This window comes from Micromonospora sp. WMMD998, from assembly GCF_029581235.1.
Taxonomy (GTDB): Bacteria; Actinomycetota; Actinomycetes; order Mycobacteriales; family Micromonosporaceae; genus Micromonospora.
The window spans coordinates 4,000,788-4,017,350 of sequence record NZ_CP120740.1 but is presented as its reverse complement, the minus strand read 5'-3'; the positions used below and the strand labels follow the sequence as shown (position 1 = coordinate 4,017,350).

Genomic DNA, 16,563 nt, shown 5'->3' with positions numbered 1-16,563 from the left:
GGTGAGCAACCGATGAGCGCGGTACGGTGGCTCCGGTCGAGGAGGGGTCGGTGCGTGTCAGCTTCGGTGTGCTCGGGCCGGTCACGGCCTGGGACGGCACCGGCGCGCCGGTCGACCTGAAGGGCCCCCGGCACCGCGCGGTGCTGGCCCGGCTGATCGTGGCCCGGGGCCGGGTGGTGCCCGTCGGCCACCTCGTCGAGGACCTGTGGGACGACCCGCCGCCGGGCGCGGTCGGTGCGGTCCGCACGTTCGTCGCGGCCCTGCGCCGCCGGCTGGAACCGCACCGCCCGCCACGCGAGCCGGCGCGGCTGCTGGTCACCGACGGACCGGGGTACGCGCTGCGCGCCGCCCCGGACACCGTCGACGCCTGGCGGTTCGCCGACGCGGTCACCGCCGCCGCCGACGAACTCCCCCGGTCGGCGCTCGACCGGCTCGACACGGCGCTGGGCTGGTGGCGCGGGCCCGCGTACGCCGACTTCGACCAGCCGTGGGCGCGCGCCGACCGGCACCGGCTCGACCAAATGCGGCTGACCGCGGTGGAGCGGCGGGCCGAGGCGCTGCTGGCGCTCGGGTTGGCCGCCGACGTCGTACCCGATCTGGACGCCCACGTCGCGGACCATCCGTGGCGGGAGGACGGCTGGCGGCTGCTGGCGCTGGCGCTCTACCGGGCCGGGCGGCAGGCCGACGCGCTCGCCGTGCTGCGCCGGGCCCGCGAGCTGCTGCGCGACCAGCTCGGCCTGGACCCCGGCCCGCGGCTGCGTGGGCTGGAGGCCGACCTGCGACGCCAGGCCGACGCGGAGCCGACCGGCCCGGCCCGGGTGTGGGCGGACGCGGCGGCGGCGTACGAGCGCAGCGTGGTGCCCGGCGCGCGGGCCCGGCTGGAATCCACCGTCGGCCTGCTGCGCAGTCTCGCGGTGACCGGGCCGGGCGGCCTGGAGGCGGCCCGGGACCAGCGGGTCGCGGCCATCGACGCGGCCGAGCAGCTCGGCGACCCGGACCTCACCGCGCGGGTGATCGGCGGGTACGACGTGCCGGCGATCTGGACCCGCGCGGACGACCCGGAGCAGGCGGCCCGGGTGGTCGCCGCGGCCGAACGGGCGCTGGCCGGCCTGGGTCCGGACGCGCCGGAGGCGACCCGGGCCCGGCTGCTCGCCACCGTCGCGGTCGAGTCACGCGGCCTGCCGTCGACGCGCGGCCCGGAGGCGGCCCGGCAGGCCGAGGCGATCGCCCGACGGCTGGCCGACCCGGCGCTGCTGGCCCAGGCGCTCAACGGCGTGTTCATGCAGACGTTCCACCGGGCCGGGCTGGCCGCCGAACGGGACGCGGTCGGCGCGGAACTGGTCACGCTGGCCGACCGGCACGGCCTCGCCCCGGTCGGGATCCTCGGGCACCTGATCCGGGTGCAGGCGCGCGGCGCGCTCGCCGACTTCGCCACGGCCGACACCCACGCCGACGCCGCCGACCGGCTGGCCGCGCGCCACGAGTCCCCGCTCACCGGTGTCTTCACCACCTGGTACCGGGCCATGCGCACGGCGGCTACCGGCGCGCCCCTCCCGGAGGCGGAGGCCGCCTACCGGTCGGCGGCGACCCGACTGGCCGGCTGCGGCATGCCCGGGGTGGAACGGGGCCTGCTCCCGCTGGCGCTGCTGTGCCTGCGGGTGTGGCACGACCTCCCGGCCGACTTTCCCGACGGCACCGACTGGGGGCCGTACGCGCCGTGGGCCCGCCCGCTCGTGCTGCTCGCCGCGGACCGCCGTGCCGACGCCGCCGCCGCGCTGCGCCGCACCCCCGCACCGCCGCGCGACCTGCTGCTGGAGGCGTTGTGGACGCTCACCGGCCATGCGGCGGTGGCGCTCGGCGACCGGGACGCGATCCGACGGGCCCGGGCGGCGCTCGCTCCGGCGGCGCACGAGCTGGCCGGCGCCGGCAGCGGCATGCTCACCGCCGGCCCGGTCGCGACGCACCTCGACCGGTTCGACGCCGCCCTCGGTTCCGACTGACCGACGGTCGCCGCCGCCCTCGGGACGGCAAAACCGGCGAGCGGGGCTAGGGTGCGGCGATGGACGAGCTGAGGGACCTGTTCCGGCGGGCCGCCGACCACGCGGCCGACTACCGGCGGTCGCTGCCGGAACGGCCGGTCGGGGTGCCGGTCGACCAGGCCGCGCTGCACCGGGCGTTCGCCGCCGGGCTGCCGGCCGCCCCCGCGCCCCCCGAGCAGGTGCTCGCGGAGTTGGTCGCCGCCGCCGGACCGGGACTTGTCGCCACCGCCGGACCGCGCTACTTCGGGTTCGTGGTCGGCGGCGCGTCCCCGGCCGCCACCGCCGCCGACATGCTCGCCGCCGGCTGGGACCAGATCGCGTTCAACGCCGTCACCTCGCCGGCCGCCGTGGCCGCCGAGACGGCCGCCGGCACCTGGCTCAAGGAGCTGCTGGGCATCCCGGCGTCGGCGTCGGTCGGCTTCGTCACCGGCGGCCAGGCCGCCAACACCGCCGGCCTCGCCGCGGCCCGGCACCAGGTGCTCGCCGACGCCGGCTGGGACGTGGAACGGCGCGGGCTGGCCGGCGCGCCGCCGGTGCGGGTGCTGGCCGGCGCGGAACGGCACGCCACCGTCGACCGGTCGTTGCGCCTGCTCGGGCTCGGCACCGACGCGCTGCGGGAGGTGCCCGCCGGCCCGCAGGGCGCGGTCGACCCGGCCGCGCTGGCGGCGGCGCTGCGGGACGCCGGCCCCGGCCCGACGATCGTCTGCCTCCAGGCCGGCAACGTGAACACCGGCGCCTGCGACGAGCTGCGCGCCGCGTGCGACCTGGTCCACCGGCACGGCGGCTGGGTGCACGTGGACGGCGCGTTCGGGCTGTGGGCCGCCGCCAGCCCGACCACCCGGCACCTGGTGGACGGCATCGAGGCCGCCGACTCGTGGGCCTGCGACGGCCACAAGTGGCTCAACCTGCCGTACGACACCGCGTTCGCGTTCTGCGCCCGGCCCGACGTGCACGCGGCGGCCATGTCGTACGCGGCTGCGTACCTCGTGGGCTCCGGTGGCGTGCCGGCGGGCGCGGACCTGACCGCGGAGTCCTCGCGCCGCGCCCGTGGCTTCGCGGCCTGGGCCGGCCTGCGGGAGCTGGGCCGCGACGGCGTCGCCGCGCTCGTCGAGCGGTGCTGCGCGCTGGCCCGCCGGTTCGCCGCCGGGCTGACCGCGGCCGGGTTCGAGGTGGTCAACGAGGTGGTCCTCAACCAGGTGCTTGTCGGCTTCGGCGACGACGCGCGGACCGACCGGACGGTGGCCGCGGTGCAGGCCGACGGGACGTGCTGGGTGGGCGGTACGACGTGGCAGGGCCGGCGACTGATGCGGATCTCGGTGTCCAACGCCACCACCACGGAGGCGGACGTCGACCGGTCGGTGGCGGCCATCGCCCGGCTGGCGTCGGACGCCGCCTGACGGACACCACGGAGCGCGACCGGTTGGTATCGTCACCGTCACCGATGTCCTCAGGGGAGGGTGGCCATGTGGGCGGACGAGGCCGCGCTGGACGCGGCGGGGCACCGACTCGACGAGTGGGAGTCGGGCCTGGCCGACCGTGCCGCACGGGCGCAGGCCCTGTCCGCCCGCGCGCGGACGCTGACCGGCGCCGCCCGCAGTGACGACGGCCTGGTCGAGGTGACCGTCGACCCGTCCGGGCTGCTGGCCGACCTGCGGCTCGACGAACGCACCCGGCAGCACTCCGCCGCCCACACCGCCCGACAGGTCGTGGCCGCCACCCATGCCGCGCGCGCCGACCTGCTGCGCCGGCTCACCGAGGCGACCGCCGAGACCCTCGGCGCGGACGACCCCGCCGGGTGGGCGATCGTCGACTCCCACCGCCGGCGGCTCGACCCCGACCAGGGCCCGCCGGATGAGCGCCGGTGAGATCCTCCGGGTCGACCCGGACGACCTGACCGCCCACGCCGCCCACCTCGACCGCTGCGCCGACAGCATCGACACCGCCCACCGGGCCGGGGAGCACGTCCGGCTCGGCGCTGACGCCTACGGGCAGCTCTGCGCGGTCATGCCGGCCCTGCTGGGCGGCCTCCAGCGCACCCTGGTCGACGGCGTCGGCGCCGCAGCCGCCTCGGTGCGCGACACCGCCGGCAAGGTGCGCGGCAGCGCCGACCGCTACCGTTCCTCCGACGCACAGGCGGCACACCTGCTCGACCAGGTGCGCAACCGACGATGACCACCAACCCGCTCGTCGCCGGCGCGGCGGACACCGGGCCCAGCGCCTGGGCGGGCATCTGGATCTGCGAGGACATCGAACTCATCACCCAGGGCGTCCGCGCCGGCAGTTGGATCGACGGCAGCCTCGGCGTGGTCAGCGCCGGCCTCGACGCGCTCGCCCTCGTCTCCGACCCGGCCAGCGCGCTGCTGCAATACGGCATCGCCTGGCTGATCGAGCACGTCAAACCACTCAGCGAGGCCCTGGACTGGCTCGCCGGCGACCCCGCCGAGATCACCGCCCACGCACAGACCTGGCGCAACGTCGCCGTCTCGCTGCGCGAGGACGCCGCCGACCTGGCCCACGCGGTACGCACCGAGGCCGCCGGCTGGACCGGCGCCGCCGGCACCGGCTACCGGCGCTGGGCCAGCGAGCAGCAGCAGGCCGTCACCGGGCTCGCGCAGGGCGCCGAGGCCATGGCCGCGATCACCGAGGGCGCCGCCGGCCTGGTCGCCGCCGTCCGGCTGCTGGTCCGCGACGCCGTCGCCGCGTGCGTCTCCCGCCTGATCGTGTACGCGGCGGAGCTCCTCGCCAGCGCCGGGCTCGCGACCCCGCTGGTCGTGGAACAGGTCACCACCACCGTGGCGTCGTGGGGCGCGCGGATCGCGCGGTTGTTGCGAGGGTTGCTGGCGAGCCTGCGGCGGCTGATGCCGGAGGTGCGACGGCTCGGCGACCTGATCGAGAGGCTGAAGCAGGCGCTGAGCCGGCTGCGTCGCTCGGCGGAGACGCCGAACGGTGGGTCGACCGGGCCGCGTGACAGCGGCTCCGCGCCGAGACCCGCCGACTTCGATCCCGGAAAACAGCCCGGTCCGCTCGGGGACGAGTTCCGCCCGGGGGTGGAAGACCCACGCGGCTTGTTCGAGCCCAAGGAGCGGGCAATCGCCGACCGGCTCGCCGATGACGGCGCCATGGTGCATCCCAGGGAACGCGTCGACGACGCGCACAAGCTCAAGAATCCCGATGGCATGGTTCGCTTCGGGCCGAGTGACCCCGGCGTGGTGACCGAATTCAAGACACTGGTAGGTACCGGTAGTACCAGCGTCCGCCGCAATATTCTTGAGGCCGGTGAGCAGACGGGAGCAGATGGGGTCGCCGTGCTGGACGGACGCAACGTCGGTTTGTCGGAGGAGGACGCACGCAGGGGTTACAGCCGTGCTGTCGGGCAGGCTCGGGTTCATGGCCAGCAGATGCCGGCGGCAGTGCGCGTCATCCTCGGAGATGACCGAATTCTCGACCTTCCTTAGGAGTCAGGCAGCGCATGTCGACCTTCGAGCACATCTTCATCCGAACCGACTTGGACCCGGCGGGGCTTGCCGCGGAACTTGCCTCGCTAATGGGCCTTGAGGCGAGCCGAGATGAGGCAGGCAAGGTGTATCTCAGCAGGCCGGCTTCAGACGGGCGTCCCGGCATCATCGGAGGCGAAATCTACGGCAACTCATATACCTACCCCTTGGACGATCCTGAGGAAGAGTCGGTCATCGACGGATACAACCTCGTATGGGATCTGGGGTACAGCCGCCGGGATCGCAACGTACAACTCGACGAGTCACGTCGCATGTTCAGGGACGTGACCACATTGGGCCGATGGCCGGCGGTTCTCCTACAAGGCCTGGATCTGCTCATCGCAGTCTGGAGCCCTCGTTCGGGCTACCATGAGTTTCCACCAGGCACATCGCCGGATGTCGACCACCGCTCCCTCTGGGAGCAATATCGTCAGACTCCCTCGACATGAAGGTGCCGCTCCTTGATCTGCTACGCCCCTAACATTCCCAACGACCACCTCATCATCATCTGAGGATCGGATGCCAGCGCCGTGGGCATGATGGTGGTCGCACGTCGGGTGGATGCTCCGGCGGACGAGGTGCGTTACGAGTTCGGATTCGAGGACAGGTTCGATCGCCTCCTCGTCATCGATCCGCAGACCCTCGACGCCCGCGTCGAGGACGGCGATTTCAATGCCGCCGCCAGCGCCATCACCGCCAAGATCGTCAGCTCCTGGCGCACCGGCGGTGACTTCCCCCAAAGAATGATCTTCGCGAGTTAGTTGACGGACTCAGTGGAACGCTGAGGGTGTCTCCGGCCTCGTTCGACACCCATGACGTCTTACCGACCACCGCTCGGGCGACGGAGGCTTCCCGGCTGACCTGCCGCCAGGGTCACGGTGCGGGAGGAATGGAGACCCCGTTGGCGTCGAGTAGCGAGCCGTCCATCGCGCGGTCCGTCTCGACGGCGGTCACTGACACGACCACGTCGCCGTCAGAGGTCGGGAAGCGGGTGAAGTGCAGCAGGACGAAGCCCAGTCGCTTGTTTCCCCGCACGGCGTTGTCGAGCGGCCTGGTGTTCACGCCCTCGACGAGCCACTGGTAGACCGGCTGCGCGTCCTCCTCCTGCCAACCCTTCAAGGCGGCGCGGTGAACGGCCAGGGTCAGCTTCTCGGCCAGGTATCCGGGGTCGCAGACGCTGGTGATCGTCACGTCGAGTTTCTCGAACCGGTGTCCCGACCCGAAGTGCCACAGCGCCCGCACCGTGCGGACGCCGGGGGTCAGCGGCCGTCCGACGAACATCCAGTGGTAGACGTCCAGGTGGGGCGCGTGGTCCTTGAGCCACCTCTTCCGGTCCCGCTCGATCACCGCCCAGGGCGCGGGGATCTCGTCGAACTCGTCGGTCCACGCGATCTCGGGGATCTCCCATGCATCGAGCCAGGACCGTACCTGCTCCCGGTTGGCGAGGAACTTCGCCCGCAGGTCGTGCGTGGACGTCATCGAGCGCTCCCGTGATCCCAGTCGAGGCCCCAGACCCGGACGGTGCCCTGGTGGTCCCCGGTGACGATGGTGCGGAAAGAGGCGTCGGCGCGGATCGCGTTCACCCGGACGGGGTGGCCGCGCAGCGACCGGATCCGGCGCCCGGCACGGAGGTCCCAGACGTCGACGGTCTCGTCGCCACCGGCTCCCGTCACGGCGAACCGCCCGTCGGGCGACACCGCCACCTCCTCGACCCCGAGCAGGGGGTGCTCCGCGCCGGCCCGCCCGTCGTACACCAGATCGCCGGTTTCGGCGTGCCACACCACGAAGCCTGTCATTCCGGCGATCGCGGCAAGGCGGCGCGAGTCGGCGAAGGCCAGGTCCGCCGACGAGCTGTGTTTGACCCCGTCGAGACGGTAGAGCGGACGCCTACGACCCGGCCGCCACGCGGTGAGGCGGCCCATGCCGGCCACCAACAGCACGCCGGAGGCGAAGCGGATCTCCGCGTGCGGGTCGACCTGCGCGAACGTTCGCAGCGGCTTCCCGGTGTCGATCGACCGGACCTCCACGGTGATCGCGTCGCCGTCCCGCAGGTGCACGGCGATCGAACGGGACTTCTCGTCGGCCGTGACACCCGCGATGAGCCCGTGCCCGGTGCGGATCGTCGCGACCCGGGCCGCGGCGTCGAGTGACCACACCGTCGCCAGCCCGTATCCGAAGCCGACCGTGACCAGGTCGCCGGAGATGTCGAGCGTGGTCCTGCCCTCGTCGCGGGGCTGTGCGCCGGCGACCTTGAAGCGCGGCTCGAACGTCGCCGTGTCGTGGCACGCCACCGACCCGTCCGCGTAGCAGATGATCAGATCCCACCCGGCCCGGGCGAAACGCAGGCTGCGGGCCGGGTTGCGGCGCTCGCTCACCGAGCCGACCTTCTCCAGCGTCTCCAGGTCGAAGATCTCGACCTCGTCGACGTTCGAGGGGAAGGCGAACAGCCGCCCGGAGTCGCTGACGTCGAAGGCACCGCGGGTGAGCATCACATCGGACAGCTCCTGCTCCAACCAGATGCCGTGCAGGCCGGTGCGCTCCAGGTCCCGGCCCGCAGCCCGGGCGGCCCGGCGCAGCCGTGGGTGGCGTTCGAAGCCGGGAATCGCCCTGGCCTCGCGGATGGTCTCGGTCGCGCGCTGCCCCTCGCCGGCCGCGATCATCCCCTCGATGCGCGCCATCACCTGGTCGAACGCCCGTTCCTCGTGCGCGAGGGCGCCGACCGGGCGGGGTGGCGCGTACGACCAGGGGGCGAGATGTCCGGGCAGCGGCATGGGGAGGCGCGACAGCGAGGTCCGGTCGCGGAAACCGTCCCTCTCGGCGATCACGGCGTACCCGCAGTCGCCGCTGAACGTCGTCACGTCGCGATGGGATCCGCGTTTCCAGTCCTTGGGGAAGGTGCGGACGCAGCGGCGGATGGCCAGTTCGAGGACCTGAAGGTCGCCGCTGCCCGGGTCGAGCAGGGCCCAGCCGGCCCGGCCGGAGACGCCGAGCACGTCGTAGCCGAGGAGCCAGGGGATCTCCCACCGTCGCGGCTCGTCCCACACCCGCATGTCCACGGTCATCATCGACCGGACGCCGAGCCGCAGGACGACCGACCCGTCCGTCGCCAGGGCGGTCCTCCGGTCGGAGTTCAACCCGTCGGGCGGCAGGTGCAAACCCCGCATCCTGGTACGACGCAGGGGCCACCACTGCTCCACCCGGTCGTCCGCGTCGGGATGCCCCAGCGAGGCGGAGACGCACACCTCCGCCTCCGGGGCGAGGATCACCCGCGTGACACGCCCCTCGTGGGGCCGGATGTCGACGACGGGCTCCCACCCGCCGGTGCGGAAGACCAGGACGCGGCCGTCGGCCGTGCCCACCGCCGCGGAGCCGCCGTCGGGGCTGAGCGCCACGGCCGTTCCCCCGTCCAGCCGGCCTTCGAGATGCGCGGTCCCGTCGGTGAGGCGCCACCGCTCGACCGTCGAGTCCTGGTAGCAGACGAGCACCCGCACGCCGGCGTGGTCGATCGCGACGTCGACGGGCGTCCGGCCGGATTCGGTGAGTTCGGTGACCACCCGGCCCGCGAGGGCGTCCCAGATCCGCACCCGGCCCGACGTCTCGGCCACCACCACGTGCGTCGCGTCCGCATCGCTGGCCATCGCCGCGACCTCACCGGTGAACTGCCCGAACACCTCGAGCGTGCCCCGGGGCGCCAACCGGGCGCAGCGTTCGCGCGCGGTCGCGATCTCGGGTGCACCCGGATGCTTCCGGTCCGCCTCGGCCAGGTGCCGCGCCGCGAGGACGCCGTCGCCGCGTTCCAGGTGCACCAACGCGGCCAGGTGGTCCGCCTCCCAGGAGTCGCCGGTGGCGCGCAGCTCCGACAGCAGGGTCTCGTCGGTGACGAGGCCGTCGGCCCACCGGAGGAGCCCGTGGTTGTAGACCGCGTGGACGTTGTGCGGGTCGATCGCTCTCGCCTGCTCGAACAACTCGACCGCCCGGCGCTGCTCGCCGAGGTCCCACAGCGACAACGCCTTGTTCGACAAGCCGTCGGCCTTCAACGCCGGCGGGACCCGGTCGGAACGCGGATAGGGGCCGCCCGCGCAGTCCGCGTACACGCCGGTGAGGACGGCCTCCGCCTCGGCGGTGTCGCTGATCCGCGACCGGGGATCGCGCGCGAGGCAACCCGCCAGCAGGTCGCGCAGCGGCTGCGGGAGATCGGCGCGCAGCGCCGCGAGCGCGTCCGCGCCGTCGTGACCCCACTCCCAGAGCCGACGCCCGTGCAACAGCTCGATCACCGTCAGCGCCCACGACCACATGTCGCTGGCCCGACCGATCCGGCCGTCCGGGTCGACCTGCTCGGGCGAGCAGTATTGCGGGGTGAACCCGCCGAGGGTCGCATAGGCGGTCCCGGCGCCGTCCGACGCGGGCTCCGAGGCGTACGCCTTCGCCTTGGCGGTGCCGAAGTCGGTCACCCTCGCCGTCTCACCGTCGTACATGATGTTGGAGGGTTTGATGTCCTGGTGGACCAGGCCCGCGGCGTGGGCGTGCCCGATGCCGCGCAGCGTCTGGATCGCGACGTCGAGGGCCTGCGGGAGGTCGCGGCAGCGACCCTCCCGCACCGCCGCGGTCAGGTCACCGCCCGCGATCCATTCCGCGAACACCACCGGGTACGCGCCGACGCGCCGCACGTAGGCGCACCCGACCACGTTCGGGTGCGGGCCGAGATCGGTCCAGGACTGCGCCTCCTGGGCGAGCAGGTCGAGGATCCCGGGCGCCGCGGCCAGATCGGGACGCGGTGTCTTCACGGCGAGGTCGACGTTCCAGGTGAGATGGTGGGCGCGGTACACGAAACCCATGCCGCCGGTCTCGACCACCTCCTCGATGCGGTACGTGTCGAGGACGGTCTCCCCCGGCCGCCACCGGATGACCTCCCCCGCGTCCACGCCGGGGCCCTATTCGGCGAGCGCCACGTAGATCGGGCTGCCCAGCACCGCGCCGTCCGGTCCGGGCTTCGCGGCCAGCCGCTTGGCGATGAACTCGACCCGCTGCGCCGGCCCCGGAAGCCCCGCCCCGATCTGCGACAGCGTCTCGTGGAAGCGCTCGTCGTCGAACTCGCCCGGATCCGGACGCAGCTCCTGAAGCTTGCGGAACAGGTACGGCGGGACCGACCCGACCGGCTCGGCGGCACGGCCGCCGACCACGTGCGACGCCGACCCGCCGAGGACGACGACCTGGCCGTCGAGCGTCCCGGCGAAGACCACGATGCCGGCGGTCGGGAAGACCTGCCAGCGCATCTCCATGCCGGCCTGGAAGTAGGGACGCGAGTCGGCGACGGCGCCGATCTGGTCGGCGTCCTGCAGGTGCCGGACCACCTTCGCCAGCTTGTCGAGATCGTGGCGCTCCGGCAGGACCGCCTTGCGGCTGTAGCGGACGAACTTCAGATCCACGGCGACCTCGGTCTCGTGCCGCGCGTCGGAGGCGAGCTGCGCCGCGAGGAGGCCGAGCTTCAGGTGCGACAGGTAGAGGTAGTACGTGAGGGTCAAGGCGCGCTCCGGTGACAGGGAGATGGCCGCACCCAGCCTACGTGGGGCGTGCCCGCGTCGCTGGCCCCCGCGTGTCTGATCCAGGTCAGGCGCTTCGCCGCGCGCGTCACCGTGGACCGTCGTTCATCTGACCTTCGTCCTCCACATCGGGCAGGATCGTCCCGTACGCGGCAACCTCCGTCGGACGGTGGAGGTGGAGCGCACCCGATCGGCGGTCATGCGGAGGCTTCCGCAGGAACGTGATCTGCCCGTGGGGACAGTTCCCGCGCCAGCCCCTGTCCCCAACCTGACAGGCCCGAGGATCAGGCCCGAGTCGCCCGTACCGTCGGCGGGACTCGCGACATGGTGTCGCAGGCGACTCGTGGGGATATCAACATGACCTTTCCTGGCCAGCCGAGCCAGAACCAGCCATACGGGCCACCACCGTACGGGCCACCGCCCGGGGCGCCACCGCCCTTTGCCGGCGCGCCTCCGATGGGGCCGCCACCAGCCGGACCGGCGGTGAAACGCCGACCGGGATGGCTGATCCCCGTCCTCGTCGGCGTGGGAGCCATGGTCGCACTCTGCTGTGGAATCGGCGTGTTCGGTGCCGTCATGGGAGATCCGCCGTCAGACGACGCGACGCCCAGCCAGGCGGCGGAGGCGGTGGCGAAGACCTCGCCCGGTCCGACGACGCCGTCCGCGACCGCGCCGGAGTCGAGCGCGGCCTCACCCCGTAAGGCAGCACCTTCGAAGCCTCCCGCGGCCGGGCCGAAGGTCTACCGGATCGGCGACAAGGTCCGCGGCGGCGACTTCGAGTTCACGGTGAAGGGGCTGAAGTGCGGGATCAGCCAGGTCGGCGACTCCTTCCTGAACCAGAAGGCGCAGGGCAGCTTCTGCCGGATCACGATCACGGTGAAGAACGTGACGAAGTCCGCACACCTGTTCCACGCCGACGGGACGGTCACGGCGCAGGATGCGGGGGGTCGCGAGTACGACGCCGACGGTGAGGCCGGCATCTATGGGAACAAGGACGGCAGGGGCTTCCTGGAGGAGATCAACCCGGGTAATTCCGTGAGCGCGAACGTCTTCTTCGACGTGCCGAAGGGAACCAAGCTGAAGACGATCACGTTCGATGCCGGGCTCTTCACACTGGCCGAGGACGCCGTCGTGACCCTGTGACCCGCTGGCTCCCGTCAGGTCGTTCGTCTCTGCCGTGCCAGACTGCGGAGATGGACGACCTGACGGCTCGCGTACGGGCCTTCGCCGAGGAACGTGACTGGCAGCAGTTCCACACGCCGAAGAATCTCGCCATGGCGCTCGCTGGAGAGGTCGGCGAACTGGTCGCGGAGTTCCAGTGGCTGACGCCCGAGCAGGCGGACGCGGTGATGGACGATGCCGAGGCGGGGGCCCGGGTCCGGGCGGAGATCGGCGACGTCATGATCTACCTGACCCGGTTGGCGGACGTCCTCGGCATCGACCTGGCGGAGGCCGCTCTCGACAAACTGGCCGAGGTTGCCGTCCGCTACCCCGCCCAGGAGGTCAGCGGCTCCGCGAACAAGCGGTAGCGAAGCACGCGAAGAGGTGATCTCTTCGCTACAGTCCACTCGTACAGGCGCTCAACGACGGGCTTCCGGCAGTGACCGGACATGCCCCCAAGCGCACGATCATTTCGTGCTGCCCGGGGGCAAGTGTTGTCAGCGTTCCGCACCTCCGCCGACGGTCTCCTTCGCTACTCCATCGGCGGCGACCTGGCCGACCGGATCACGGAGCACCTCGGACACAAGGTGGGCCCCAACGAGCGACGGTCCTGGGATCGGAGCCTCACCGCGCTCGGGCAGGACCTCGTCGATGCCGATCTCGGCCAGGTCGAGATGCTGGTGGAGTATCAGCTCCCGTTGACCAGCAGACGGATCGACGTGGTCCTCGCCGGCGTCCATCCGAGGACCGGCGAGGACTCCTATGTGGTCGTCGAGTTGAAGCAGTGGTCCCGGGTCGAGTCCTACGAGGGATCCGAACGGCTCGTCCTGGTCGAGCACGCCGCCGGGCCCCGGTTGCACCCCGGCGTTCAGGTCGAGGACTACTGCGAATACCTGGCCGACTTTCTCGGCGTCCTCTCGCGCGGCCGGAGCCCGATCGCCGGCACCGCCTACCTGCACAACGCGGTCGATCGCGACGTGGCCGACCTGTTCGTGCGGCAGCCCACCGACCACAGCCGGATCTTCACCGGGCAGCGCCGCGGCCAGTTCCTCGACTACCTGCGCAGCCGCCTGGCGCCGACGTCCGGCGCAGCCGCCGCCGACCGCTTCCTCACCAGCTCCGTACGCCCGAGCAAGCACCTGCTGTCGTACGCCGCGGCGGAGCTGAAGGACCGGACGCACTTCACGCTGCTCGACGAGCAGCGACTCGCGTACGAACTGGTGTTGCACGCCGTGGAGCGGGCCCGGAGCGCGGACCGTAAGTCGGTCGTGGTGGTGTCCGGCGGGCCGGGCAGCGGCAAGAGCGTCATCGCGCTGTCGGTGCTCGGTGAGCTTGCCCGGCAGCAGCGCTCGGTCATGCACGCCACCGGCTCGCGATCGTTCACGCAGACGCTCCGCCGGTATGCGGGTAAGGGCTCGACGCGGTTGAAGAACCTCTTCGGCTACTTCAACAGCTTCATGACGGCGGAACGGAACGGTCTCGACGTGCTGATCTGCGACGAGGCCCACCGTATCCGGGAGACCTCCGTCAACCGATTCACCCCGAAGGTCAGGCGGGACCGGGCCCGCCGGCAGATCGACGAGCTGATCGCCGCGGCACGTGTGCCGGTCTTCCTGCTCGACGAACACCAGGTGGTCAAGCCCGGTGAACTCGGCAACATCGACGTCATCTCGGCGCACGCCCGGCAGCTCGACCTGGACGTCGCGATGGTGTCGCTGCACGACCAGTTCCGGTGCGGCGGCAGCGAGGCGTACGAGGACTGGGTTCTCGACCTGCTCGGCCTCGACGGCGGGCAACCATCGGTATGGGCCGGGGACGGACGGTTCGACCTGCGGGTGGCGGGATCACCGCAGGAGATGGAGGCGTTCCTGACGCAGAAGCAGGCGACCGGGGAGACGGCGCGCATATCGGCCGGGTACTGCTGGCCGTGGAGTGACCCGCGGCCGGATGCATCCCTCGTGCCGGATGTGCGGGTGGGTGACTGGGCGCGCCCCTGGAACGTCAAGAGCGACCGCAGTGTCGGAGAAGCGCCGGGCAGCGCGTTCTGGGCCACCGAGCCCAACGGCTTCGGGCAGGTGGGCTGCGTCTACACCGCCCAGGGATTCGAGTACGAGTGGTCCGGGGTCATCATGGGACCGGATCTCGTCGCACGAGGCGGGAAACTGGTCAGCCAGCGGGCGGAGTCGAAGGATCCGGCGTTCCGCAGCCGGAAGGCGCTCAGTGACGCCGAGGCAGACCGCCTGATCCGGAACACGTACAAGGTGCTGATGACCCGCGGCATGCGGGGCACCGTCCTCTACTCGACGGACCCCGAAACGCGGGACTGGCTCAACTCGTTGATCCGTGTGGAACGCGGCCTCGAAACGGTGTACGAGACAGGGCCGCGCCCGCCACTTGCTCCTGAAGCGTCCAGGGATGCGGCAACAGCACCGACTCGCTAGGGTCGCGTGCTGCTCCCCGCGCTGTCCGGGGCCAGCCTCACCCGCTGGCCTCCGGGCCGAGGACCCGCGCCACCTCCTCGCGCACGGCCGGGGAAGCGGCCGGCGCCCACGCGGCGAACAGCCCCCGCAGGTACGCCAGGTGCCGATCCGATACGCGGGGCAGGTGGTCGACCACGTCCAACTCGTTGACGATGCTCAGGTCGACGAGCGGGGTCAACTGGTCCACCCGGACCGTCGTCGCCTCCCCGGTGAAGCGGTCGTGGACCGTCCCGGTGCTCGCCAGCCGCGGCCAGGAGCGCTTCCGGTCGCACGCGCCGTAGAGGTAGACGAGGGCCTCGGCGTCGGCCCCGACGAGGTCACGCAACCGGTCCCGGTCGGTGCGGTCGAGCAACGCCACGTCGAAGCCGTCGGTGCCGTACACGGCGTGCGCCAGGCCGGCCGTTTGCACGGCGGGCTCCTGCCCCAGCTCGGCGAGGCGGTCCCGCACGCGGCACAGGTGGGTGTAGAGGGTGCCGCCGGGATGTTCGATCGTCTCGGCTCCCCGGTCGCGCAGCCACGCCCGCACATCGACGTCGGCGCTCATGAATTCGACCCTACGCGCGACGGACGGCATCGGGTCTGCGCCGTTCGTCACAACGCTTGCCGCGCGTCCGGACCGGATAGTTGGCTTGCGGCATGGCGCGCATCGCGTACGACGACACCGACGCCGAAGCCTTCGCGGCGACCCGCCACCTCACCGACGACGGGCTCACCGCCTGGCGGGGCGCCGTCCCCCGACACCTCGCCCCACGGCCGGGCCTGCGGCTGCTCGACCTGGGCGCCGGCACCGGGAGCTGGGCGCGGCGCTTCACCGCCTGGTTCCCCGGGCTGGAGGTCGTCGCGGTGGAGCCGTCGGCGGCGATGCGGGCCCGCTGCGTGGTCCGGCCGGTCCTGGCCGGGGACGCGGCGCACCTCCCGCTCGACGACGACAGCGTGGACGCCGCGTGGCTCTCCACCGTCATCCACCACGTGCCCGACCTGGCCGCCGCGGCGCGGGAGCTGCGGCGGGTGGTGCGGCCGGACGGGCCGGTGCTCATCCGGTCGGCGTTCGCCGGCCGGCACGAGGCGATCACGTTGTTCCGTTACTTCCCGGAGGCGGTGCGCGTGCTCGACACCTACCCGAGCGTCGCCGAGGTCGAGGCGACCTTCGCCGACGCCGGTTTCGCGTCGGCGTCCGTGGAGCCGGTCCCGCAGGTCACCGCGGCGTCGCTGCGGGAGGCGGCGGGCACGCTGCGCCGGGAGGCGCACACTCCGCTCCAGTTGATCACCGACGACGAGTACGCCGCGGGCGTGGTGCGCCTGCGTGAGGCCGCGCGGGAGGACACCGGCCCGGTGATCGACGCGCTGGACCTGCTGGTGGTGCGTTGAGCCGGCGGGCCCGAATCGGGGCGGTGTCATCGGTTAGCGTTCGTCGGCCAGGTGCAGCGGCAGGACCTTCGCGGTGCTGACCGCCAGCTCCCGGTCGAGCACCTGGTCTCGGGGGACGAAGACCATGGCCTGGCCCTCGCCGAGCACCACGTCCTCCTGCCGTGCGTCGGTGGCGCCCCGGAAGACGTACACGGTGACAGTGTGCGGGAAGCCCTCCTCGTCGGGTCGGGGCCGCTCCACAGCAGGTGCAGCGCGCCGGCGGTCAGGCCGGTCTCCTCGAACAGCTCGCGGCGGGCGGCCTGCTCGGGCGTCTCGCCCGGCTCGATGCCGCCGCCGGGCAGGCTCCACTGGTGGGGTGAGACGGGCGCGTTGCCGTCCCGGTGTTGCATGAGGACCGCGCCGGACGGGTCGACGAGCAGGACGAGCGCAACGTCGTAGCTGGTCATCACCCGAGCATGCCACTCGCGCCGGGTCAACACGG

The 16,563-nt window shown here is 72.5% G+C and carries 15 protein-coding genes and 1 pseudogene; 11 read left to right on the top strand and 5 right to left on the bottom strand.

Translation table 11 applies throughout. The features are described from left to right. The first annotated feature begins 50 nt into the window (after positions 1 to 50). The 7 genes from O7619_RS18290 to O7619_RS18260 all read left to right on the top strand — a co-directional run bounded on the left by O7619_RS18290 (position 51) and on the right by O7619_RS18260 (position 6,294). Positions 51 to 2,000 (top strand): BTAD domain-containing putative transcriptional regulator, encoded by a 1,950-nt coding sequence (locus tag O7619_RS18290; protein ID WP_282282190.1) that lies wholly within the window; start codon positions 51 to 53, stop codon positions 1,998 to 2,000. A 59-nt stretch (positions 2,001 to 2,059) separates the two neighbouring features. Next, entirely contained in the window at positions 2,060 to 3,436 is a 1,377-nt protein-coding gene (locus O7619_RS18285; protein ID WP_282282188.1) for a pyridoxal-dependent decarboxylase, read from the top strand. Between the two features lie 66 nt (positions 3,437 to 3,502). Then, complete coding sequence (locus tag O7619_RS18280; protein WP_282282186.1) at positions 3,503 to 3,904, top strand: YbaB/EbfC family nucleoid-associated protein; 402 nt, start codon at positions 3,503 to 3,505, stop codon at positions 3,902 to 3,904. Continuing rightward, positions 3,891 to 4,211: a type VII secretion target gene (locus O7619_RS18275; RefSeq protein WP_282282184.1), complete on the top strand. Its 321-nt coding sequence runs from the start codon at positions 3,891 to 3,893 to the stop codon at positions 4,209 to 4,211. Before O7619_RS18280 ends, O7619_RS18275 begins: the two co-directional genes overlap by 14 nt. Beyond that, complete coding sequence (locus tag O7619_RS18270) at positions 4,208 to 5,494, top strand: WXG100 family type VII secretion target (RefSeq protein ID WP_282282182.1); 1,287 nt, start codon at positions 4,208 to 4,210, stop codon at positions 5,492 to 5,494. Before O7619_RS18275 ends, O7619_RS18270 begins: the two co-directional genes overlap by 4 nt. 14 nt (positions 5,495 to 5,508) lie before the next feature. Then, positions 5,509 to 5,982, top strand: coding sequence for a hypothetical protein (locus O7619_RS18265; RefSeq protein ID WP_282282180.1), 474 nt, complete (start codon positions 5,509 to 5,511; stop codon positions 5,980 to 5,982). 87 nt (positions 5,983 to 6,069) lie between these two features. Continuing rightward, positions 6,070 to 6,294 carry a hypothetical protein gene (locus tag O7619_RS18260; protein WP_282288868.1) on the top strand — a complete coding sequence of 75 codons (225 nt, stop codon included), beginning with the start codon at positions 6,070 to 6,072 and terminating at the stop codon, positions 6,292 to 6,294. Between the two features lie 112 nt (positions 6,295 to 6,406). Here the strand turns inward: O7619_RS18260 and O7619_RS18255 are convergent, their stop codons facing one another. From O7619_RS18255 to O7619_RS18245, 3 genes are read right to left on the bottom strand one after another with little or no spacing between them, the layout of a single operon-like run. Continuing rightward, positions 6,407 to 7,012, bottom strand: a complete 606-nt coding sequence (locus O7619_RS18255) for a hypothetical protein (RefSeq protein WP_282282178.1) — start codon at positions 7,010 to 7,012, stop codon at positions 6,407 to 6,409. Beyond that, complete coding sequence (locus O7619_RS18250; RefSeq protein WP_282282176.1) at positions 7,009 to 10,455, bottom strand: serine/threonine-protein kinase; 3,447 nt, start codon at positions 10,453 to 10,455, stop codon at positions 7,009 to 7,011. The genes O7619_RS18255 and O7619_RS18250 overlap by 4 nt, the downstream gene beginning before the upstream one ends. 9 nt (positions 10,456 to 10,464) lie before the next feature. Beyond that, positions 10,465 to 11,055 carry an SAVMC3_10250 family protein gene (locus tag O7619_RS18245; RefSeq protein WP_282282174.1) on the bottom strand — a complete coding sequence of 197 codons (591 nt, stop codon included), beginning with the start codon at positions 11,053 to 11,055 and terminating at the stop codon, positions 10,465 to 10,467. Between the two features lie 501 nt (positions 11,056 to 11,556). Here O7619_RS18245 and O7619_RS18240 point away from each other — a divergent pair. From O7619_RS18240 to O7619_RS18230, 3 genes are all read left to right on the top strand, one after another. Further along, positions 11,557 to 12,216: a DUF4352 domain-containing protein gene (locus tag O7619_RS18240; protein ID WP_282282172.1), complete on the top strand. Its 660-nt coding sequence runs from the start codon at positions 11,557 to 11,559 to the stop codon at positions 12,214 to 12,216. 50 nt (positions 12,217 to 12,266) lie between these two features. Continuing rightward, positions 12,267 to 12,602, top strand: a complete 336-nt coding sequence (locus O7619_RS18235; RefSeq protein WP_282282170.1) for a nucleotide pyrophosphohydrolase — start codon at positions 12,267 to 12,269, stop codon at positions 12,600 to 12,602. A gap of 126 nt (positions 12,603 to 12,728) precedes the next feature. Further along, positions 12,729 to 14,675, top strand: a complete 1,947-nt coding sequence (locus O7619_RS18230) for a DUF2075 domain-containing protein (RefSeq protein WP_282282168.1) — start codon at positions 12,729 to 12,731, stop codon at positions 14,673 to 14,675. Positions 14,676 to 14,712: 37 nt separating this feature from the next. Here the strand turns inward: O7619_RS18230 and O7619_RS18225 are convergent, their stop codons facing one another. Then, positions 14,713 to 15,258, bottom strand: coding sequence for a DUF6817 domain-containing protein (locus O7619_RS18225; RefSeq protein ID WP_282282166.1), 546 nt, complete (start codon positions 15,256 to 15,258; stop codon positions 14,713 to 14,715). A 92-nt stretch (positions 15,259 to 15,350) separates the two neighbouring features. Here O7619_RS18225 and O7619_RS18220 point away from each other — a divergent pair, with 92 nt between their 5' ends. Next, positions 15,351 to 16,082: a methyltransferase domain-containing protein gene (locus O7619_RS18220; RefSeq protein WP_282282164.1), complete on the top strand. Its 732-nt coding sequence runs from the start codon at positions 15,351 to 15,353 to the stop codon at positions 16,080 to 16,082. A gap of 33 nt (positions 16,083 to 16,115) precedes the next feature. Here O7619_RS18220 and O7619_RS18215 read toward each other — a convergent pair. Next, positions 16,116 to 16,528, bottom strand: a pseudogene (locus O7619_RS18215) (NUDIX domain-containing protein). Between the last annotated feature and the right edge of the window lie 35 nt (positions 16,529 to 16,563).